A 20467-nucleotide genomic window follows, 5' to 3' on the forward strand; every position below is an offset into this window, starting at 1 on the left:
GCGCCGTCAGGCGACCGCGGCGAAGGCGTCGCGCGCGGCGTCCAGGGTGCGGTCGATCTCGGTATCGCCGTGGGCGGCGGAGACGAAACCGGCCTCGAACGCCGAGGGGGCCAGGTACACGCCGCGCTCGAGCATGGCGTGGAAGAAGCGCCGGAAGCGGTCCGAGTCGCACGCGGCCACGTCGTCGAAGCCGGCCACGGTGTCGGATTCCGTGAAGAACAGCCCGAACATGCTGCCGACGCGGTTGGTGGTCAGCGGCACGCCGGCCGCGGCGGCGGCTTCCCGGAAGCCGTCGGTCAGCCGCTGCGCGCTCGCCTCCAGGCGCTCATAGAGACCGGGCTCGCGCAGGGCCGCCAGGGTCGCGGCGCCGGCGGCGGTGCTCAGCGGATTGCCGGCCAGGGTGCCGGCCTGGTACACGCCGCCGGCCGGGGCCAACTGGTCCATGATCCGGCGCGGGCCGCCGACCGCGCCCACCGGCATGCCGCCGCCGACGATCTTGCCCAGGGCGGTGATGTCGGGACTGACGCCGAAGCGTTGCTGGGCGCCGCCCGGTGCGACCCGGAAGCCGGTCATCACCTCGTCGAAGATCAGCAGCGCGCCGTGCGCGTCGCACAGCTCGCGCAGGCCCTCCAGGAATCCCTCGCGGGGCGGTACGCAGTTCATGTTGCCGGCCACGGGCTCCACGATCACGGTGGCGACCTCGTCCGGATGCGCCTCGAAGGCGGCGCGCACGGAATCCAGGTCGTTGTAGTCGGCGATCAGGGTGTCCCGGACCACGGCCTCGGGCACGCCCGGCGAGCCGGGGATGCCCAGGGTCAGGGCGCCCGAGCCGGGTTTGACCAGCAGGGCGTCGACGTGGCCGTGGTAGCAGCCGGTGAACTTGATCACCTTGTCGCGGCCGGTGACGCCGCGCGCCAGGCGCAGGGCGGTCATGGTCGCCTCGGTGCCGGAGTTGACCAGGCGCACGGACTCGATCGACGGCACCAGGTCCCGGATCAGCGAGGCCAAGCGCACCTCGCCCTCGGTCGGCGCACCGAACGACAGTCCCTTCGCGGCCGCGGCGTGCACGGCCGCGATCACGTCGGGGTGGCCGTGGCCCAGGATCATGGGGCCCCAGGAGCCGACGTAATCGATATAGGCGTTGCCGTCGACGTCGTGCAGCCAGGCGCCCTCGGCGCGCTCGATGAACGGCGGCGTGCCGCCCACCCCGGCGAAGGCGCGGACCGGCGAGTTCACGCCGCCCGGGATCACCCCGGCGGCGTCGGCGAACAGTTGCTTCGAGCGCTCCAGCGTCACGGATATCTCCTGAACAAATCGGTGATGCGGCCGGCGGCGGCGCGCACGTCGCCGGCGGCGAAGACCGCGCCGGCCACGGCCAGCAGATCGGCGCCGGCGGCCAGCAGCGTCGCCCCATTGTCCGCATTCACTCCGCCGATGGCTACGATGGGGCGGTCGAAGGCCGCGCGGGCGGCGGTGAGCACGGCCGGGTCGGCGCCGGGCGCGCCCGGCTTCGTGGCCGAGGGGAAGAAGCGCCCGAAGCTGAGATAGTCGGCCCCGGCGGCGTCGGCGGCGCGCGCCAGTTCGAGCCGGTCGTGGCAGGTGACGCCGACGATGGCGTCGGCGCCAAGGTGCCGGCGCGCCGCCGCGATACCGGCATCGCCTTGCCCCAGATGCACGCCCGCGGCGCCCACCGCGGCGGCCAGTGTCACGTCGTCGTTGATCAGCAGGGGGATGCCCGCCTCGCGGGCGCAGGTCTGCAGTGTATCGGCGCTGCGGCGGCGTGTCCGTGCGTCAGCGGTCTTGTCCCGGTACTGGAGCATGACGGCGCCGCCCGCGATGGCGGCCCGGGCCGCCTCCGCGCGCGCCGCGGGCGGCACCAGACCGGCGTCCAGGATGGCGTACAGGCCGCGGCCCGGCACTGTCATCGGAAACGGCGGCAGCGGTCCGGGATCAACTGGCCGGTGCCGGCCTGGAACGCGTTCTTGAGGCAACGCCACGTGTAGTCCTGGGCGGCGTCCGCGGCACTTGTCACATCCTCGCCCTGCGCGAGCCGCGCGGCCAGCGCCGAGGCCAGCGTGCAGCCGGAGCCGTGGAAACGGCCCGGCAGGCGGGTGCAGGTCTGGCGCGCGACGCACTCGCCGCCGCGGTAGAGCCGGTTGACGATCTCGTCGCCCGGCAGGTCGCCGCCGGTGAGCAGGACCCGGGTGTGGCCCGTGCTCAGGCGCGCGCCACAGGTGTCCGGATCGGTCTCGCCGTCGCACAGGAGGGTCGCCTCGGCGGCGTTCGGGGTCAGGCACAGGGCATGCCCGAACAGGCGCTCCTTGAGCGCGCGCGCGATCGGATCGGCGGCCAGGGTGGCGCCGCCGCCGGCGCGCAGGACCGGGTCCACGACCAGCGGCACGTCGGGATGGCGCGAGGCCAGGGCCGCGATCGCGTCGACCTGTCCGGGGCTGCCGACCAGACCGACCTTGAAGGCCGCGAAGCGCATGTCCGCCTCCAGGGTGCGGATCTGGGCCTCGAACTCCGCGTCGTCCAGGGGAGTCACGCTGTAGGCGTTGTGCGTGTCCTGACGGGTCAGGCAGGTCACGACGACGGCGGCGTGCGCCCCCTGGGCGGCGACCGCCTCGATGTCGGCCTGGATGCCGGCGCCGCCGCTGGGGTCGTGGCCGGACAGACAAAGCACATTGGGTCGGGTATTCATGGCGCAACTCTAGCATTGTCGCGGGATTCGCCCCGCTTGCTGTTATGCACAATCGCCAAACAAGTGACAGGATGTCTTGTCAAGCGTCTTGTCGCATTCCGCTCTAAGCCCCGGTCGTCCGTTAAATTATTGTTTTTGAATAATTATGAATTACTGGTTACAAAATCGCCGGATTGCGTAAACCCTTGACGGCATGCCCGCTTCGGCGATTCTCGCCGATTGTTTCCACAAAGTTATCCACAGCATCTGTGAACACCCCGCGAATCCGGGTGAAAGTCAATCGCTTAGCGGCATATCTTCAACGCGCTTCTCGGTGGTGGCCATTCCGCGGCGGTCAGGTGTCCGCGGACGGTCCGCGCCATTTCCGCCGTCGGCCTATCCGCGGGCGGCGAGGGCCGCCGGTACCCGGAAGACGCGGCTGGTCAGGCGGCCGTCCGGGTACAGGCGCAGTGCCCGGTAGCCCGGCGCCCGCCGCCGGTCCTCCGCGAAGTCGCGGCTGCCCGGCCGGAATTGCCGGCAGGTGGCGGGCGTGGTGAGCAGCCGCCAGCCATCGACGCAGCGGTCGACGGCCTGGTGCACGTGTCCCGCGACCACGCCGCGTACGGTGGGGCCTTGCCGCAGCAAGGCGCGCAACGCCTCGCCGTCGGTCAGGCCGAGCGCGTCGATCCAGGCCGTGCCGACCGCGACGGGCGGGTGGTGCACGACCACGAGGGCCGGCTTGTCCGTGGCCGTCAGGGCGGCCTGGAGCCGCGCGCGCTGTGCCGGACCGACGCGGCCGTCGTCGCGGCCGGGCATACGGCTGTCCAGCAGGTGCAGCCGCCAGTCGCCCAGGCGGGTCTCGCCGACGCCGGCGTCCGGCCGCAGCGCGGCCGTCAGGGTTGCCGGGTCGTCGTGATTGCCGGGGATCGCGAATACCGGCGCCCAGCCCCGCAGCCGCGACGCGAGCCACCGGTAGCCGGCCCCGGACTCGTCGTGTACCAGATCGCCCGTGAGCAGGAGGGCGTCCGGATGCGGAAAGCGCGTTCGCGCGGCGGCGGCCACGGCATCGAACGCCGCCGCCACGCGCCAGCCGTGGAGCCGGCCGGCGGGGTCGGCCAGCAGGTGCGGATCGGTGAGCTGGACCAGCGTGAGAGGCCGTGCTTGTCGCATGGACGCGGACATGCCGCGATCGTATCGTGGGCGCCCCCTGGCAGCCATGCGGAGACGCCATGACCACCGAGACCCTGGGTTTGCCGGAGACCGTGCTGACCTACCTGCGCGACGTGTCCCTGCGGGAGCCGGACCTGCTGCGCGAACTGCGCGCGGAGACCGCGAAGCGCGCCGACGCCCGCATGCAGATCGCCCCGGAGCAGGGTCAGTTCCTGGCGCTGCTACTGCAATTGATCGGGGCCCGGCGGACCATCGAGGTGGGGGTCTACACCGGTTACAGCGCCCTGGTGACGGCCTTGGCCCTGCCCGCCGACGGCTACGTGCTGGCCTGCGACATCGATCCCGATACCACGGATACCGCCCAGCGCTACTGGCGTCGCGCCGCGGTCGCCGACCGCATCGACCTGCGTCTGGCCCCGGCCCTGGAGACCCTGGACGCGGAAGTGCGCGCCGGCAACCTGGGTCGCTACGATTTCGCCTTCATCGACGCCGACAAGGGCGGCTATGTCGACTACTACGAGCGCTGCCTGGCTCTGCTGCGCCCCGGCGGTCTGATCGCCGTCGACAACACCCTCTGGCACGGCCGCGTGGCCGACCCCGACGACACCGATGACGACACCCTGGCGATCCGTGCCTTCAACGACCATGCGGCCGGCGACGAGCGCGTGGACCTGTCGCTGGTGCCGATCGCGGACGGGGTGACGTTGGCGCGCAAGCGCTGAGCACGCTTCGCGTGCGGTTTCCAGTGTCGAGCGGGCTGGGCCGGCGGATGCCTCGCACCGGGAATGCCGGGAAAGCTTCGCCGGGTCTCTCTGCGCCGCGCTAGTCGCGGGGAAACGCCACGATGTGGTCCGTCTCCAGACGGATGCCGATGCGCTCGCCGATGGCGTGGTTGTGGTGGCTGGGGACCATCGCCAGGACGTGCTCGCCCGAGGGCAGGGCCAGCGTGTACAGGATCTCGGCGCCGCGGAAGGCCTTGTGGCGGACGGTGGCGTGCAGCGGGCTGGTGTCGTCGTGGACCACGTCGTCGGGGCGCAGCAGGACGCTGATCTCGTCGGTCGGCGGCCGGTGGACCAGGCGTCCCTGGAGACGGCCGAGCTCGATCTCGACCGCGCCGTCCTCGGCGATGCGGCCGCGCACCAGGGCGCCCTGGCCCACGAAGTCGGCGACGAAGCGGGTCGCGGGGCGGTGGTAGAGGTTGTAGGGGCTGTCCCACTGCTCGATGCGGCCGGCGCGCATCACGCCGACCTCGTCGGCGATCGCGAAGGCCTCGAGTTGGTCGTGGGTGACCATCAGCGCGGTCGCCCGGCAGCGCTTGAGGATGTCGCGCACCTCCCGCACCAGGTGCTCGCGTAGATCCACGTCCAGGCTGGAGAAGGGCTCGTCCAGCAGGACCAGGCGCGGCTCCGGCGCCAGGGCCCGTGCCAGGGCGACGCGCTGCTGCTGGCCGCCGGAGAGCTGGTGGGGATAGCGGTCGTCGGAACGGCTTAGGCCCACCAGCCGCAGGAACTCGCGTGCCTTGTCACGGCGCCGGCGCCGCGGTAGGCGGTGCAGGCCGAAGGCGACGTTGTCCAGCGCCGTCAGGTGCGGCAGCAGTGCGTAATCCTGGAACACCATGCCGATGCGCCGGCGCTCGGGCGGCAGGGTGTGGGCCGGCGTGCTCACGGTCTCGCCGTTGATCCGGATCGCGCCGGCGCGGATCGGCTCGAAGCCGGCGATACAGCGCAGCGCGGTGGTCTTGCCGCAGCCGCTCGGACCCAGCAGGCAGCCGATGCGGCCGGCCTCCAGGGTCAGCGATAGGTCGTCGAGGACGCGCGTGCTGCCGTATTCGTGCGCGATGCCTTCCAGCTCCAGCCTCATACCGCCCTCCGGTCCGCGCGCAGCGTGAGCAGGGCCACCGGCAGCAGGCCGGCCAGCACCAGGGCGACGCCGGGCAGGGCGGCGCGCTCCCACTGGCCTTCGGCGGTGAATTCGTACACGCGGGTGGCGAGCGTGTCCCAGCCGTAGGGACGGGTCATCAGCGTGATCGGCATCTCTTTCATGACATCCACGAACACTAGCGTAGCGCCCGTGAGCAGGCCCGTCTTCAACATCGGCAGGTGGATACGCGCCAGGCGCCGCAGGCCGGTGACCCCGAGGCTGGCGGCGGCATCGTCCAGGCTGGGGGTGATGCGTTGCATGCTGGCGTCCACGGGGGTGTGGCCCACGGCCAGGAAGCGCGCGGCATAGGCCAGCAGCAGCGTCGCCAGCGTGGTCTGCAGCGAGATCGTGCCCCAGTCCGCCGGCAGCCAGCCGGTGAGCCGGTTGCTGAGCAGGGCCAGGGGCACGAACACCCCCACTGCCAGCACCGGGCCCGGCAGGGCGTAGCCGAGGGTGGCGACCCGCGCCAGTGTCGAGCCGGCGGCACCCGGGCGCAGCCGGTGGGCGTAGCTCAGCAGCAGGGCCATGGCGACGATCAGGACGGCACCGCTGGCCGCCAGGAACAGGGAGTTGCCGGTGGCCTCCAGGAAACGGACATCGACGGCCGCCAGGGACGGCAGGCTCCAGACCAGGAGCTGGGCGAACGGCAGCAGGAAGGCGACGGTGAGCACGCCGCCCGCGGCGGCGGCGGCGAGCCAGCCGCGCAGGCCCGGCAGTCGCAGCAGCCCGGCACGGGCGTCGGTCGGGGTGTAGCGCGCGCCACCGCGCAGGCGGCGCTCCAGCGCGACCACCGCCAGCACCGGCAGGATCAGGAAGGCCGCCAGATGTAGCGCGGCATCCAGCGAGAACATCGCGAACCAGGCCTGGTAGATGGCCGTGGTGAAGGTGTCGTAGTTGAAGGCCGCCACGGTGCCGAAGTCCGCCAGGGTTTCCATGGCCACCAGGAGCAGGCCGCCGGCCAGCCAGGGGCGGGCCATCGGCAGCGCCACCCGCAGGAAGCCGCGGGCCGGGGACAGGCCCAGGGAGCGGCCGACCTCCAGCGCCCGCCGTCCCTGGGTGAGGAAGGCATTGCGCGCGATCAGGTAGACATACGGATACAGCGTCAGGGTCATCACCGCGATCACGCCGCCCGTGGACCGGATCGGGGGCAACGCGGCGCCCTCGCCGAGCCAGTCACGCAGGGCGCTCTGGACCGGACCGGCGTAGTCCAGCAGGCCGATATAGACGAAGGCCATCACGTAGCCCGGCACCGCCATCGGCAGGAGCAGGGCCCAGGAGAACAGGCGTCGCCCGGGGAAGTCGAACACCGCCACCAGCCACGCCAGCGACGTGCCCAGCAGCCCGGCGCCGACGACCACGCCGGTCACCAGGATCGCGGTGTTGACCGCCACGCGCGGCAGTACGTGCTCGCGCAGGTGCGCGACGACGTCGCCGTCCGGGCCCCAGAAGCCCGTGGCCACCGCGGCCAGCGGCAGCACCGCGGGCAGGGCGATGACCGCCATCGCCAGCAGCCACGCCCGGCCGCCCGCGGCATTGCCGCGGACGCGCCGGACCGCGGGCGGCGGTCCCGGCAGCAGGGTGCGGGCGGGGCGGCTCAAGCCGCGTTCGGGACCGTCACCGGTACCCGGCCCGGTCCATCAGCTTGACCGCCTCGGTCTGGAGCTCGCCCGCCTTGGCGACGTTGATGGGGTTGGGGGTGAATTCGCCCCAGGCGGCGACCTGGTCGGCCGGGGCCACCGCCGGATTGGCCGGGAATTCCAGGTTGAGCGCCGCGAACAGGTGCTGGGCCTCGCCCGCGGACAGCCATGCCAGCAGTGCGGTGGCCCCCTCGGCATTGCCGGTGTGCCGGACCACGCCGCCGCCGGAGATGTTCACGTGCACGCCGCGGGCCCGGCCCTCGGCGTCCTGGTTGGCCCAGTGCAGGGCCAGCGGGATATCCGGCTCCTCCTTCTGCAGGCGGCCGAAGTAGTAGCTGTTGACGATGCCGACGTCGCACTGGCCCGCACGGATCGCCTCCATGACCGCGACGTCGTTGGCGAAGGGCGGCGCCGCCAGGTTGTCCACCCAGCCGCGCACGATCTCCTCGGTGCGTTCCTCGCCCCGCTGCACGATCATCATGGCCACCAGGGACTGGTTGTAGACCTTCTTCGAGGTGCGCAGGCAGAGGCGGTTGCGCCACTCGTCGCCGGCCAGGGCGGCGTAGGTCGACAGCTCGGACGGGTCGACCCGGTCGGTGGCGTAGACGATGGTGCGGGCGCGCACCGACAGGCCGTACCAGCGGCCCTCGGGGTCGCGCAGGTGGGCGGGGATGTTGTCCGCCAGGGTCGGTGACTCTATCGCCCGCAGCAGGCCGAGGTCGGCGGCCTGCCAGAGATTGCCGGCATCCACCGTGATCAGCATGTCCGCGGGGGTGTTCTCGCCCTCGGCCTGGAGCCGCTGGAGCAGGGCGCCGGCGCTGTCGGTCACGAGCCGCACCGGGGTGCCGGTCTCCTCGCTGTAGCGGTCCAGCAGGGGCTGGAGTAGGTGTTCCTGGCGGGACGAGTAGACGGTGATCTCGTCGTCGCTACCGGTGTCGGCGCAGCCGGCGAGCCACGCCGAGCCCGCCACGAGGCAGGCGAGCGCGATGCGCGGGGCGGTCATTCTCATTGTGTCGGTCGATGCTCGAATTAATGAGAATGATTATCACATAGAAGCGGCCGCTTGAGGAGCACGGGGCGGACCGATATCCGCCCCGTTGATGGTGTCGCGCCGCGGCAGGGGATCGTCAGCCGGCGGTGGCGAGCGGGGCGCTCTCCGCGGCCGGCAGCTTGAGATCGCGCCAGATGCGCGCGGTCGGCTCCGCCCGGTTGAGGGCGTAGAAGTGCAGGCCGGGCGCACCGGCGGCGAGCAGGCGCTCGCACAGGTCGGTGACCACGTCGACGCCGAACTCGATCACCGAGTCCTGGTCGTCCGCCTCGTGGTAGGCGCTCATCCGCTGCTCGATCCAGCGCGGGATGTCGGCGCCGCACATGGCCGAGAACTTGGCGATCTGCGCCCAGTTGGGGATGGGCATGATGCCGGGCACGATCGGGATGTCCACGCCGCGCGCCTCGACGCGCTCGACGAAGTCGAAATAGGCGTCGGCGTTGTAGAAGTACTGGGTCATCGCCGAGTCGGCGCCGGCGTTCACCTTGCGCACGAAGTTGTCGATGTCGGCGTCGGGCGTGGGCGCCTCGGGGTGGGTCTCGGGATAGCAGCCGACCTCCAGGTGGAAGGCGTCGCCGTATTCCTCCCGGATGAAACCCACCAACTCGTTGGCGTAGCTGAACACGCCCGGGCTCTCCATGTTCTCGGGGATGTCGCCGCGCAGGGCGACGATGCGCTTGACGCCCGCCGCGCGATAGTTGTCGATCAGCTCGCGGATGGAATCGCGCGTGCCCTCGATGCAGGAGAGGTGCGGTGCCGCCTCGATGCCGGTTTCGCGCATCGTGGCCTCGACCGTCTCCAGCGTCCCCGAGCGGGTGGTGCCCCCGGCACCGAAGGTCACCGAGAAGAACTCGGGGCCGAGCGCGGCCAGCGTCTTGCGGGCCTCGCTCAGGCGGGCCGCGCCCTTCGGGCCCTTCGGCGGGAAGAACTCGATGCTGTACGAGCGGGATTCGTGATTCGTGACTCGTGATTCGCTAGTCATGATGGATCAATCTGCTGTGAAGCCTGTTGAGCCTGGCGTAGAGTCGGTTGAGTACCGCGTCGACCGTCTCCGTATGATCGCAATATCCCAATTCGGCCGCGATCACCAGTTGCGTCTCGACTTCGGCGACCGAGCCTCGCGCCATCGCCACGAAGCGCGCGAACTCCTTGCGGGAGCCGCGAGCGGCGCCCTCCGCGATGTTCGAGGGTGCCGCGATGGCCGCCCGACGCAATTGGGCGACGAGACCGAACTGTTCTCCCCGCGGGAAGTGAGCGGTCAATTCGTAAACCGCCCGGACCAGATCGATCCCGTCGCGCCAGACGTCGAGATGTCGGTGTGTCCGTCGAACGTCCTTGTTCACGGATCACCAATCACCGATCACGGATCACATCAGTACCGGTAATGATCCGGCTTGTACGGCCCGTCGACCGGCACGCCGATGTAGTCGGCCTGCTCCTTGGTCAGCTTCGTCAGGCGGGCCCCGATGCGGCCGAGGTGCAGGCTGGCGACCTTCTCGTCGAGGTGCTTGGGCAGCACGTAGACCTTGTTCTCGTACTGGTCCGGACGCTGCCAGAGCTCGATCTGCGCCAGCACCTGGTTCGTGAAGGAGTTGGACATCACGAAGCTCGGATGGCCGGTGGCGCAGCCCAGGTTCACCAGGCGGCCCTCGGCGAGAAGGATGATCTTCTTGCCGTCCGGGAAGGTGATGTGGTCCACCTGCGGCTTGATCTCTTCCCACTCGTACTGGCGGAGGCTGGCCACGTCGATCTCGTTGTCGAAGTGGCCGATGTTGCAGACGATGGCCTGGTTCTTCATCCGCTTCATGTGATCGTGATTGATCACGTGGAAGTTGCCGGTGGCGGTGACGAAGATGTCCGCGGCCTCGACCACGCCCGGGTCCTCCAGGTCGACCACGCGATAGCCTTCCATCGCCGCCTGCAGGGCGTTGATGGGATCGATCTCGGTGACCCAGACGCTGGCGCCCAGACCTTCGAGGGACTGCACCGAGCCCTTGCCGACGTCGCCGTAGCCGCAGACGATCGCGACCTTGCCGGCCACCATCACGTCGGTGGCGCGCTTGATGCCGTCGACCAGCGACTCGCGGCAGCCGTAGAGGTTGTCGAACTTGGACTTGGTGACCGAGTCGTTGACGTTGATCGCCGGGAAGTTCAGCTCACCGTCACGCTCCATCTGGTAGAGGCGATGGACGCCGGTGGTGGTCTCCTCGGTGACGCCCTTGATCGATTCCTTCAGCTTGGCGTAGTAACCCGGCTGGCTGTTCAGGCGCTTGCGGATGGAGGCGAACAGGGCCTTCTCCTCGTCGCTGCCCGGGTTGTCGAGCACCGAGGGGTCCTCCTCGGCCTGGGCGCCCAGGTTGACCAGCAGGGTGGCGTCGCCGCCGTCGTCCAGGATGCGGTTCGGGGCGCCGCCGTCGTGCCACTCCATGATTTTGTGGCAGTACTCCCAGTACTCGTCCTGGGTCTCGCCCTTGTACGCGAACACGGGCACGCCGCTCTCGGCGATGGCCGCGGCGGCGTGGTCCTGGGTCGAGAACACGTTGCAGGAGGCCCAGCGGATCTCGGCGCCGAGTTCGGCCAGCGTCTCGATCAGCACCGCGGTCTGGATGGTCATGTGCAGCGAGCCGGCGATGCGCGCGCCCTTGAGCGGCTGCGAATCGCGGAATTCCTCGCGCAGGGCCATCAGGCCGGGCATCTCGGTCTCGGCGATCGCCATCTCGCGCCGGCCCCAGCCGGCAAGCGACGGATCGGCGACGGCGAAGTCCTGGACCTTTTCGGCAGGTGCGCTCATATGGATTTACCTCCGTAAATCGGTAATTCGTGATTGGTGATTCGTGATTCGGTCGGCGTGATCCGCGACCGGCGGGAGCGGCGTCCCGCCGGCCGCGGATCGCGCATCGACGATCACGCGGCCTGGATGCCCGCGGCGTCCGCCAGCGCCTCGGCCTTGTCCGTGCGCTCCCACGGCAGGTCGACGTCGTCCCGGCCGAAGTGGCCGTAGGCGGCGGTGGCGCGGTAGATGGGCTTCTGCAGGTCCAGCATCTTGAGGATGCCGTACGGCCGCAGGTCGAAGTGCTCGCGGATCAGGGCCGTGAGCTTGTTGTCGTCGATGCGGCCGGTGCCGAAGGTCTCGACCGAGATCGAGGTGGGCTCGGCCACGCCGATGGCGTAGGAGACCTGGATCTCGCACTTCTTGGCCAGGCCCGCGGCGACCACGTTCTTGGCCACGTAGCGCGCGGCGTACGCGGCGGAGCGGTCGACCTTGGACGGGTCCTTGCCGGAGAAGGCGCCGCCGCCGTGGCGGGCCATGCCGCCGTAGGTGTCGACGATGATCTTGCGGCCGGTGAGACCGGCGTCGCCCAGCGGGCCGCCGGTGACGAAACGCCCGGTCGGGTTGATGTGGATCACCGGGTCGTCGGTGAGCCAGTCGCCGATCACGGGCTTGATGATCTCTTCCATGACCGCTTCCTGGAGATCCTTCTGGCCGATCTCCTCGGCGTGCTGGGAGGAGAGCACCACGGCGTCGATCTCGGTCGGCACGCCGTCCTCGTAGCGGAAGGTGACCTGCGACTTGGAGTCCGGCCGCAGCCAATCCAGCTTGCCGGCCTTCAGCAGCTCGGAGTGCTTGCGCACGAGCCGGTGCGCGTAGGTGATCGGGGCCGGCATCAGGACGTCGGTCTCGTCGCAGGCGTAGCCGAACATCAGGCCTTGGTCGCCCGCGCCCTGATCCTCCGGCTTCTGCCGGTCGACGCCCTGGTTAATGTCCGGGCTCTGCTGGCCGAGCATGTCCAGCACGGCGCAGGTGTTGGCGTCGAACCCCATCGAGGAATCGGTATAGCCGATGTCGCGCACGACGTCGCGCACCAGATGCTCGGTGTTGAACTGCGCGGTCGACGTGATCTCGCCGAACACCAGCACCATGCCGGTCTTGGCGGCGGTTTCGCAGGCTACGCGGGCCATCGGATCCTGCGCCAGATGGGCGTCCAGGATGGCGTCCGAGACCTGGTCGCAAAGCTTGTCCGGGTGCCCCTCGGACACGGATTCCGAAGTGAACAGGTAACCACGACTCATAGCTGTATTATCCTCTTATCCGGATAGGCGGATGAACTTAGTATAAGCGTACTACCGTACAGATAACGAGCCCGGATGCAAGTCGCTGTTAGACTGGCGGCCTCAATCCCAACCGGAATCGACGGACATGAGTCTGACGCCCTCCAACATGATGCCGCTGGGCACGAAGGCCCCGGATTTCGCGCTTCCCGACGCGGTCTCCGGGCGCACGCTCTCGCTCGCCGACGTGCGCGGCGAGCGCGCCACGGTGGTCATGTTCATCTGCAATCATTGCCCCTATGTGAAGCACGTGAATGCGGAGTTGGTGCGGCTGGCCAACGATTACCGCGACCGCGGGGTGGGTTTCGTCGCGATCTCGGCCAACGACGCCGACGAGTATCCCGACGACGCGCCCGACAAGATGAAGCAGGTGGCCGCCGAGCAGGGCTATCCCTTCCCGTATCTCTACGACGAGACCCAGAGCGTGGCGAAGGCCTACGATGCGGCCTGCACCCCGGACTTCTATGTCTTCGACGCGGACCTCAAATGTGCCTACCGCGGTCAACTCGACGATTCGCGGCCCGGCAACGACGAGCCCGTGACCGGCGCCGACCTGCGTGCGGCCCTGGACGCCATACTGGACGGGGAGATCGTGCCCGAGGATATGCAGACGCCCAGTCAGGGCTGCAACATCAAGTGGAAGGCGGCGTGATCGTCCGGCGGTAGCGGCGGCTTCCCGCCGCTGCCGGGGGCGATGTCCGGCCCCGGACCGGGGCCGGACGCGCCGGTCAGTGCCGGGTGGTGTCGTAGGCGGCCTCGGCCTCCGCGGCGAGCTTGTCGATCATGGCCAGGTGGTGGCTGTTGTCCTGCTGCCACGGGTGGAAGCTGTAGCGGAAGTAGCCCAGCCACTCGGGGATCAGGCGCCGGAAGATGCCGGGACGCCCGAACAGGGTGTTGGCCACCTTCAGGTGCCCGCGCCAGCCGACCTTCCGGCAGGCCTCGCTGGCGGCGGTCATGCGCAGGTAGAACGCCAGCACCAGCGGCCAGAAGATGACCGTGGCGCTCACCATGCCGCCGCTGCGCAGCAGGTAGGCGAGGGGGCCGCGACCGATCGTCTTCTCGTAGACATCGTAGGCCACCGCCTTGTGCTCCACCTCCTCCAGGGCGTGCCAGAGCCACATGCGCTCGTAGTCCTCCTGCGAGCCGGCGATCACCTCGGGCTTGTCCAGCAGTGCGTTGCCCATCAGGGCGGTGAAGTGTTCCAGGGCGATGGTGGCGCTGAGGGGGAAGGACCGGGGCGTGTTGTCCCTGAGCCAGTCGAGCAGGTCCCAGACGAATTCGTCCAGCTTGTCCGCCGGCAGACCCGCCTCGGCCATGAGCTTGTTGTATTCCACGTGCTCGCGACTGTGCATGGCCTCCTGCCCGATAAAGGCGGTGGCGGCCTTCTTCAGGTCCGGGTCCGGCACTTGGTCGCGGTAGCTGCGCACCGCGTCGATGAACATCCGCTCGCCCGCCGGGAAGAACAGGGACAGGGTGTTCATGAACTGGGTCATGTGCGGACCCAGGGCGTGCCAATCCTGGATGCGGTCGGCCGGCGGCAGGAAATGCAGGTCGCGCCGTTCCGGCATGACCGCGACGCCGGAAGCCTCGGTCTCGTTCCGTGCCGTTGTCGTGCTCATCGTTGCCTCCTGGCGGCGGGATAGCCGCGCTCAATAGTTACATTGAACGATGGCACAATAAAAAATGGTGGTCAAAGGATTCTTTCCGGATGGCGCGCGCCCTTGCGGCGCCCGCCGGGCCGGGGTTACCGGCGGGCCGCGAGGTCGCCGATGAACCCGTCGATCAGCCCGGCGGTATCCGCCGGGTGCGCCAGGGGTAGCCAGTGGCCGGCCTCGATCTCGACGCGGCGCAGGTCCGGGGCCCAGCGCGCCACGCCGCGGGTCAGGTCCGGGCCGACGAACGGGTCGCGCGTGGGGACGACGAGCTGGACGGGTAGGTCGGTGCGGCGTTCGCGCGGGTGCAGCAGGCGGCGGGCGACGTTGGCGCGGTACAGCTTGATGCCGTGGACCCCGTCGCTGGCGCGGGTGTCGTCGGCGGGCGGGCGCACGCCCTCCAAGCGTTGCATCATCTCCGGCCAGCGTCGCGCGAGCAGGGTCCGCCAGGCCAACGGCGCCAGGAACGGGAGGTGGAAGGCGCCGATGTACCAGGAGCGCCGCAACTGCGACAGGCCGCCGGCCTTGCCGCGGCCCTCACGCAGTCCCTGGCCGACATGGTCCAGGCAAGGGCCGGAGATCGAGGTGAAGGAGGCGAAGCGGTCGGCCAGGCGCGGCTCGGTCACCGCGTCCCAGGCCTGGATCGAGCCCCAGTCGTGGCCGACCAGGTGGACCGGCCGGTGGTCGGCGGTCGCGGCGTCGGCCACGGCGGCGAGATCGGCCGCCAGGTATTCCAGCCGGTAGTCGCGGGTGCGGCGGGGCACGCTGGAGCGGCCGGCCCCGCGCACGTCGTAGGCGACCACGTGGTAGCGGTCGGCCAGGTGCTCGGCGACGCCGTCCCAGACGCGGCTGTTGTCGGGGTAGCCGTGGACCAGCAGTATCGGCGGGTGCGTGCGGTCGCCCCACCGGCGGACGGCCAGCGACACGTCGCCGGTGCGGATGCGCTCCAGGGTGCTCAAGAGGGATTCCCCCGGGGGGACGGACCGGCGCGTCACCGGTCGTGCATGTGTTCCAGGACCTGTGCCAGCCGGTCCCCCAGCACGCGGTTGGCGGACTTCTCCATGGCGCGCGCCACCTCCGGCAGCACCGCCATCTCCACCAGCGGCCGCAGGCGCCAGACCAGGTCGGCGAGTTCCTCCATGTCCTTGGGGGGCGGCAAATCCTCGCCGTACTTGGCGTCGAAGACGTGGGTGGCGACGAGCCTGACCATGACATTGGCCGCCTCCTCCACGTTCTGGCGCAGCGAGGCCACCACGTCCAGCATGTCCTCCAGCGGGATACCGGCCTTCACCAGCTCGGCGCCGGCGTAGAGCATGCGCGGACTCGGGACCCGGTAGCGCGGTCCCTCGGGCTGGATCAGGTCCAGCGCCACCGCCTTGTCCAGGGCCGGCCCCTTGATGGAGGCGCCGAACTTCGCCAGCAGACCGGGCAGGTCGATGTAGTCGGGGACCTCGTCGGTCCAGGGGCTCGCCAGGGCCGTTTCCAACCCCAGGAGCTGCGAGATGCTGTTGCCCTTTTCCCAGGTTTCTATCAGTTCGCCGATATTGGCCAGGGTGTACCCGCGTTCCAGCAACCGGCCGATGATGCGCAGGCGCGACAGGTGGGCGTCGTCGTAGATGCCCTTGCGCCCGCGGCGTTGCGGCGGCGGCAGCAGGCCCCGGTCCTGGTAGGCCCGCACATTGCGGACGGTGGTGCCGGCCTTGCGGGCGAGCTCGTCGATCGAGAACTCGGGGCGCGCCCCGGGCGCCAGTTCCGGGTCTGGGTACGCGGTATCCATCGGTTCCTGCCTCGGGCACGGGTCCTTGTGCCTCTGCGAATGCCTGCGGACATGATAGCGCAGGACGGCGCGGTACGTGGACCGGCGGACAATAAATGAGGGCCCGGCGGATACCGGGCCCAAGCCTCGTGGCAGAGGGGTGAGAATAAAGCGTATGGGGCGATGCCGGAACAGGCCTGTCCTGTTCTACTCGGCAGTCCCCTAGAGGGCGATCTCGCCGCCGTCCTCGCGCCGGATCACGACCGTGGCCGAGCGCGCCGGATTGCCGCCGCCGTCGGGCCAGTCGCCACCCGGATGCTGGATGTTCACGAACAGCGTGCGGCCGTCCTGCGTGAGTTCGACGCCGGTGACCTCGCAGCCGGCCGGGCCCACGAAGAACCGCTTGAGCTGCGCCTGGGTGTCCGGGTTGACGGTGCGGTCGCCGGACAGCCCGGCCGGGATCACGGCCAGCATCTGGTCGTTGGTGCCCGAATCCAGCGGTGCGCCGTTGTCGGTCTGGATCCAGAGCACACCGCGCGGGTCGAACCACAGGCCGTCCGGGCTGCCGAACTCGTTGTCCAGGGTCAGGCCGGAAAGGTTGAAGGCCGGGTCGGCATTGGCGTTGGCCCCGAATACGAAGATATCCCAGGTGAAGCCGGTCGCGGCGGGGTCGTCGCCGTCCTCGCGGAACCGGATGACGTGGCCGTGGGTGTTGGGGCCGCGCGGATTGGCGGCATCGGTCTCGCCGGCGTCGCGGTTGGTGTTGTTGGTGAGCGTGAAATAGATCTCGCCGGTGACCGGGTCGGTGGTCGACCACTCCGGACGGTCCATGGGCGTCGCCCCGACCGCGTCGGCGGCGGCGCGGGTGTTCACCAGCACGTCCGCCTGGCCGGCGAAGTCCGCGGCCAGCGCGGCGTTGGCCGCGTAGTCCAGCGGCAGCCATTCGCCGGTGCCGTCGGCGTCGAAGCGGGCCGCGTACAGGGTGCCCTTGTCGAGCATGTCCGCGTCCGGGTTGTCGGGATCCCAGGCATCGGCGGTCACGAATTTGTAGATGTACTCGCCGCGGGCGTCGTCGCCCATGTAGAAGGCGATGCGCTTGCCGGCCTCGATCAGTCCGGGCTGGGCGCCCTCGTGGCGGAAACGGCCCATGGCGGTGCGTTTCGTGGGCGTGCTGGAGGGATCGTAGGGATCGATCTCGACCAGCCAGCCGAAGGTATTGGCCTCGTTGCGGTAATCCTGGGTGGCGTCGGCGCCGGTGGGCGTGGTGTCCCAGCGGGCGAACTCGCCGTCGATCTCGCTTGGGTCGCCGGCGACCGCGCTCCACAGGTAGCCGAAGCCGGTCTCGCTGAGGCCGTAGCGGGCCTTGGAGCGGGGCGGGTCGGCCTCGCTCGTGGTCAGGTAGCCCTGGATGTTTTCCTCGCAGGCGAGGTAGGTGCCCCAGGGCGTGTAGCCGCGGCCGCAGTTGTTGACGGTGCCGCGCGAGGTCATGCCGCTGTTGTCGTAGGCGGTGACCATGAACGGGCTGCCGGCGGCCGGGCCGCTGAGCCGCATCGGGGTCGCCGCGGTGATGCGACGGTTCATTCCGGTGTTGACGGCGCGCCACTGGCCGTCGGACTGGCGCGACAGCTCGACCACGGCCACGCCGTGGGCATTGATGTCCTTGCGCACCTGGTCGGCGTCGGTCGGACGGCCCTGGGCGTCCTCGCTGCGGCTGCCGCCCGGGTACAGGGTGCCGTTGCTGTACTCGTGGTTGATCACGAGCAGCCCGCCCTCGGAATTGTCGCCGCCGCGGGCACGGGGAAACAGGGTCATGCCGTCGTGGTTCTGTCCGATCTGCTGGGCCTGCTCGGCGGCGGTGTTGCCGGCGTCCGGCTCGAAGGCCGGGAAGTCGCCCAGGATCGGCGTGCCCCAGGGGATCAGGATCTGCGTCAGATAGCCTTCGGGCACGCGCACGTCCGAACCGCTGAAGCCCTCGATCGAGCTGAAGGAGAGGGTCGGTACGCTGTCGCCGCCGGCGCTGCCGCCACCGTCGCTGCTGCCGTTGCTGTCACTGTCACAGGCCGACAGACCGGCGCCGGCGAACAGCGTGGTGGTGGCCAGCCCGAGGCCGCCGCGCAGGGTGTCGCGGCGGGACAGGCGCGCCTCGAGCACATTCTCGAAGCTGGGGCTGGCGCTGTTGGACAGGGACGGCTCGGCGTCCTTGACCACCTTGGCCAGGTCCAGGCGGGTTCGATTGCGGGTCATCGGGTTTCCTCTCGCTTGCGTTGGCTGGCTGGGATGCCGGATGGGCCAACGCTAGCGATGCCCGATGACGCCTTGATTAGCGTTCGATGACGCCTGGATTGCGTATTTCTGACACCGGCTTTGTTGCCGCGCGTGGCGCTTTAATGGACAATATGCGCCCTTTTCCGCCCCCGTCCGGACGATTCATGCCCGCTCGACGCGAACTCGCCAACGCCATCCGCGTGCTTGCCATGGACGCGGTGCAGCGCGCCAATTCCGGCCATCCCGGCATGCCCATGGGCATGGCCGATATCGCCGAGGTGCTCTGGAACGATTTCATCCGGGTGAACCCGGCCAATCCCGATTGGCCGGACCGTGACCGGTTCGTGATCTCCAACGGTCACGGCTCGATGCTGCAGTACGCGTTGCTGCACCTGACCGGCTACGACCTGCCGCTGGAAGAGATCAAGAATTTCCGCCAGTTGCACTCCAAGACGCCGGGGCACCCGGAAGTGGGCATCACGCCGGGCGTGGAGACCACCACCGGCCCGCTGGGGCAGGGCCTGGCCAACGCCGTGGGCATGGCCGTGGCCGAGGCGGCGCTGGCCGCGCAGTTCAATCGCGACGGCCTGCCGCTGGTGAACCATTACACCTATTGCTTCACCGGCGACGGCTGCCTGATGGAGGGCATCAGTCACGAGGCCTGCTCGCTGGCGGGTACGCTGCGCCTGGGCAAGCTGATCGTGTTCTACGACGACAACGGCATCTCCATCGACGGCGAGGTCGCCGGCTGGTTCACCGACGACACGCCGGGCCGCTTCGAGGCCTACGGCTGGCAGGTGATCCGCAATGTCGACGGCCATGACGCCGAAGAGATCAAGACCGCGATCGAGACCGCCCGTCGCGAGACCGACAAGCCGACCCTGATCTGTTGCAAGACGGTGATCGGCTGGGGGTCGCCCAACAAGCAGGGCACCGAGGGCGTGCACGGCGCCGCGCTCGGCGACGACGAGATCGCGGCCGCCCGCGAGGCGCTGAACTGGCCGCACGGCGAGTTCGAGATCCCGCAGCCCATCTACGACGCCTGGGACAAGCGCGCCGCCGGCGAGCACCTGGAGCGCGAATGGGGGGCGCTGCACACCCAGTACCGCGAGAAGTACCCCGAGCTGGCGGCGGAATTCGATCGCCGGGTCGCCGGCGAGCTGCCGGACGACTGGGAACGCGTCGCGGCCGACTTCGTCGCCCGCGTGCAGGCCGAGGGCAAGACGCAGGCCACGCGCAAGGCCTCGCAGGGCGCGATCGAGGGCTATGCCCCGTACCTGCCGGAGCTACTGGGCGGCTCCGCCGACCTGTCCGGCTCCAACTGCACCGCCTGGAAGGGCCACCAGACCCTGCACGGCGGCGATTACGCCGGCAACTACATCTATTACGGCGTGCGCGAGTTCGCGATGACCGCCATCGGCAACGGCATCGCCCTGCACGGCGGGTTCGTCCCGTTCTCGGGCACGTTCCTGACGTTCTCCGACTACGCCCGCAATGCCGTGCGTCTGGCGGCGCTGATGCGGGTGCGCAATATCCTGGTCTACACCCACGATTCCATCGGTCTCGGCGAGGACGGTCCCACCCACCAGGCGGTGGAGCACCTGGCCAGCCTGCGTCTGATCCCCAACCTGCACGTGTGGCGCCCGGCCGACGACGTCGAGACCGCGGCCGCCTGGCGGGCGGGCATCGAGCGCGCGGACGGCCCGGTCGCGCTGGCGCTGTCGCGCCAGAACGTGCCGCACCTCGACCGCAGCGACGAGCAGCTCGCGGACATCGCGCGCGGCGGCTACATCCTGCGCGAGCCGGAGGGCGGCCCCGAGGCGATCCTGATCGCGACCGGCTCCGAGGTCGGCCTGGCCCTGGAGGCGGCCGACCGGCTCGCCGCCGACGGCCGGCGCGTGCGCGTGGTCTCCATGCCCTGTCTCGAAGTCTTTGCGGCGCAACCGGCCGAATACCGCGAGCGGGTGCTGCCGTCGGCGGTGCGCGCGCGGGTCGCGGTCGAGGCCGGCGTCACGCCCCTGTGGCGCGGTTATGTCGGCGACGCCGGGGCCGTCGTGGGCGTGGACTGCTATGGCGAGTCGGCCCCGGGGCCGGCCGTGTACGAGTACCTGGGCGTGACCGCGGATCGCGTGGCCGAGGCCGTGACTTCGGTGTTGGCGGGCGGCCAGGCACAGCCCAGGACGGCAGAAGTCACGTGATTCGTGATTGGTGATTGGCACCAATCACTCT

At 69.9% G+C, this 20467-nt stretch carries 18 protein-coding genes; 3 read left to right on the forward strand and 15 right to left on the reverse strand.

Annotated features, from left to right (window positions below):
• Nucleotides 1-6: 6 nt before the first annotated feature.
• From hemL to PC39_RS01475, 4 genes are all read right to left on the reverse strand, one after another.
• Entirely contained in the window at nt 7-1290 is a 1284-nt protein-coding gene (gene hemL, locus PC39_RS01460) for a glutamate-1-semialdehyde 2,1-aminomutase (protein WP_353251762.1), read from the reverse strand.
• A 2-nt stretch (nt 1291-1292) separates the two neighbouring features.
• Nucleotides 1293-1925 (reverse strand): thiamine phosphate synthase, encoded by a 633-nt coding sequence (gene thiE / locus PC39_RS01465; protein ID WP_353251582.1) that lies wholly within the window; start codon nt 1923-1925, stop codon nt 1293-1295.
• Complete coding sequence (gene thiD / locus PC39_RS01470; RefSeq protein ID WP_353251583.1) at nt 1922-2701, reverse strand: bifunctional hydroxymethylpyrimidine kinase/phosphomethylpyrimidine kinase; 780 nt, start codon at nt 2699-2701, stop codon at nt 1922-1924. The genes thiE and thiD overlap by 4 nt, the downstream gene beginning before the upstream one ends.
• A gap of 375 nt (nt 2702-3076) precedes the next feature.
• Nucleotides 3077-3862 (reverse strand): metallophosphoesterase, encoded by a 786-nt coding sequence (locus PC39_RS01475; protein ID WP_353251584.1) that lies wholly within the window; start codon nt 3860-3862, stop codon nt 3077-3079.
• 47 nt (nt 3863-3909) lie between these two features.
• Between PC39_RS01475 and PC39_RS01480 the strand changes: the two genes are divergently transcribed.
• A complete protein-coding gene (locus PC39_RS01480; protein ID WP_353251585.1) occupies nt 3910-4572 on the forward strand; it encodes a class I SAM-dependent methyltransferase in 663 nt (220 codons plus the stop codon).
• A 100-nt stretch (nt 4573-4672) separates the two neighbouring features.
• Here PC39_RS01480 and PC39_RS01485 read toward each other — a convergent pair whose 3' ends face one another.
• The 7 genes from PC39_RS01485 to metK all read right to left on the reverse strand — a co-directional run bounded on the left by PC39_RS01485 (nt 4673) and on the right by metK (nt 12526).
• Entirely contained in the window at nt 4673-5710 is a 1038-nt protein-coding gene (locus PC39_RS01485; RefSeq protein ID WP_353251586.1) for an ABC transporter ATP-binding protein, read from the reverse strand.
• Nucleotides 5707-7272 (reverse strand): ABC transporter permease, encoded by a 1566-nt coding sequence (locus PC39_RS01490; RefSeq protein WP_502950837.1) that lies wholly within the window; start codon nt 7270-7272, stop codon nt 5707-5709. The genes PC39_RS01485 and PC39_RS01490 overlap by 4 nt, the downstream gene beginning before the upstream one ends.
• Before the next feature lie 112 nt (nt 7273-7384).
• The gene (locus tag PC39_RS01495; RefSeq protein WP_353251588.1) at nt 7385-8410 is read right to left on the reverse strand and encodes an extracellular solute-binding protein; all 1026 of its coding nucleotides are present in this window, start codon (nt 8408-8410) and stop codon (nt 7385-7387) included.
• A 124-nt stretch (nt 8411-8534) separates the two neighbouring features.
• Entirely contained in the window at nt 8535-9437 is a 903-nt protein-coding gene (gene metF / locus PC39_RS01500; protein WP_353251589.1) for a methylenetetrahydrofolate reductase [NAD(P)H], read from the reverse strand.
• The gene (locus tag PC39_RS01505) at nt 9430-9798 is read right to left on the reverse strand and encodes a four helix bundle protein (protein WP_353251590.1); all 369 of its coding nucleotides are present in this window, start codon (nt 9796-9798) and stop codon (nt 9430-9432) included. Before PC39_RS01505 ends, metF begins: the two co-directional genes overlap by 8 nt.
• Nucleotides 9799-9827: 29 nt before the next feature.
• Complete coding sequence (gene ahcY / locus PC39_RS01510; protein WP_353251591.1) at nt 9828-11246, reverse strand: adenosylhomocysteinase; 1419 nt, start codon at nt 11244-11246, stop codon at nt 9828-9830.
• A 113-nt stretch (nt 11247-11359) separates the two neighbouring features.
• Nucleotides 11360-12526, reverse strand: coding sequence for a methionine adenosyltransferase (gene metK / locus PC39_RS01515; RefSeq protein ID WP_353251592.1), 1167 nt, complete (start codon nt 12524-12526; stop codon nt 11360-11362).
• A 127-nt stretch (nt 12527-12653) separates the two neighbouring features.
• On the opposite strand from metK, the gene PC39_RS01520 reads away from it, so the two are divergent.
• On the forward strand, nt 12654-13217 hold the full coding sequence (locus PC39_RS01520; RefSeq protein ID WP_353251593.1) for a thioredoxin family protein: 564 nt from the start codon (nt 12654-12656) through the stop codon (nt 13215-13217).
• Between the two features lie 76 nt (nt 13218-13293).
• On the opposite strand, the gene PC39_RS01525 is transcribed toward PC39_RS01520, so the two are convergent.
• The 4 genes from PC39_RS01525 to PC39_RS01540 form a co-directional block, all read right to left on the reverse strand.
• Nucleotides 13294-14184 carry a metal-dependent hydrolase gene (locus tag PC39_RS01525; protein WP_353251594.1) on the reverse strand — a complete coding sequence of 297 codons (891 nt, stop codon included), beginning with the start codon at nt 14182-14184 and terminating at the stop codon, nt 13294-13296.
• Nucleotides 14185-14309: 125 nt separating this feature from the next.
• Complete coding sequence (locus PC39_RS01530; RefSeq protein WP_353251595.1) at nt 14310-15176, reverse strand: alpha/beta fold hydrolase; 867 nt, start codon at nt 15174-15176, stop codon at nt 14310-14312.
• 32 nt (nt 15177-15208) lie between these two features.
• Nucleotides 15209-15994 carry a MerR family transcriptional regulator gene (locus PC39_RS01535; protein WP_353251596.1) on the reverse strand — a complete coding sequence of 262 codons (786 nt, stop codon included), beginning with the start codon at nt 15992-15994 and terminating at the stop codon, nt 15209-15211.
• A gap of 201 nt (nt 15995-16195) precedes the next feature.
• A complete protein-coding gene (locus PC39_RS01540; protein ID WP_502950838.1) occupies nt 16196-18190 on the reverse strand; it encodes a PhoX family protein in 1995 nt (664 codons plus the stop codon).
• A gap of 212 nt (nt 18191-18402) precedes the next feature.
• Here PC39_RS01540 and tkt point away from each other — a divergent pair, with 212 nt between their 5' ends.
• Nucleotides 18403-20436, forward strand: coding sequence for a transketolase (gene tkt, locus PC39_RS01545; RefSeq protein WP_353251598.1), 2034 nt, complete (start codon nt 18403-18405; stop codon nt 20434-20436).
• The last annotated feature ends 31 nt before the right edge of the window (nt 20437-20467 follow it).

It is taken from the genome of Salinisphaera sp. PC39, assembly GCF_040361335.1.
Lineage (GTDB): Bacteria > Pseudomonadota > Gammaproteobacteria > Nevskiales > Salinisphaeraceae > APNM01.

What these genes read in the sequence shown, in the direction of transcription:
- PC39_RS01485 (WP_353251586.1), bottom strand. Translation starts at nt 5,710, where the DNA reads ATGAGGCTGGAGCTGGAAGGCATCGCGCACGAATACGGCAGCACGCGC.
- PC39_RS01475 (WP_353251584.1), bottom strand. Translation starts at nt 3,862, where the DNA reads ATGTCCGCGTCCATGCGACAAGCACGGCCTCTCACGCTGGTCCAGCTC.
- PC39_RS01480 (WP_353251585.1), top strand. Translation starts at nt 3,910, where the DNA reads ATGACCACCGAGACCCTGGGTTTGCCGGAGACCGTGCTGACCTACCTG.
- metK (WP_353251592.1), bottom strand. Translation starts at nt 12,526, where the DNA reads ATGAGTCGTGGTTACCTGTTCACTTCGGAATCCGTGTCCGAGGGGCAC.
- tkt (WP_353251598.1), top strand. Translation starts at nt 18,403, where the DNA reads ATGCCCGCTCGACGCGAACTCGCCAACGCCATCCGCGTGCTTGCCATG.
- PC39_RS01525 (WP_353251594.1), bottom strand. Translation starts at nt 14,184, where the DNA reads ATGAGCACGACAACGGCACGGAACGAGACCGAGGCTTCCGGCGTCGCG.
- thiD (WP_353251583.1), bottom strand. Translation starts at nt 2,701, where the DNA reads ATGAATACCCGACCCAATGTGCTTTGTCTGTCCGGCCACGACCCCAGC.
- thiE (WP_353251582.1), bottom strand. Translation starts at nt 1,925, where the DNA reads ATGACAGTGCCGGGCCGCGGCCTGTACGCCATCCTGGACGCCGGTCTG.
- metF (WP_353251589.1), bottom strand. Translation starts at nt 9,437, where the DNA reads ATGACTAGCGAATCACGAGTCACGAATCACGAATCCCGCTCGTACAGC.
- PC39_RS01490 (WP_502950837.1), bottom strand. Translation starts at nt 7,272, where the DNA reads ATGGCGGTCATCGCCCTGCCCGCGGTGCTGCCGCTGGCCGCGGTGGCC.
- PC39_RS01495 (WP_353251588.1), bottom strand. Translation starts at nt 8,410, where the DNA reads ATGACCGCCCCGCGCATCGCGCTCGCCTGCCTCGTGGCGGGCTCGGCG.
- PC39_RS01520 (WP_353251593.1), top strand. Translation starts at nt 12,654, where the DNA reads ATGAGTCTGACGCCCTCCAACATGATGCCGCTGGGCACGAAGGCCCCG.
- PC39_RS01535 (WP_353251596.1), bottom strand. Translation starts at nt 15,994, where the DNA reads ATGGATACCGCGTACCCAGACCCGGAACTGGCGCCCGGGGCGCGCCCC.
- ahcY (WP_353251591.1), bottom strand. Translation starts at nt 11,246, where the DNA reads ATGAGCGCACCTGCCGAAAAGGTCCAGGACTTCGCCGTCGCCGATCCG.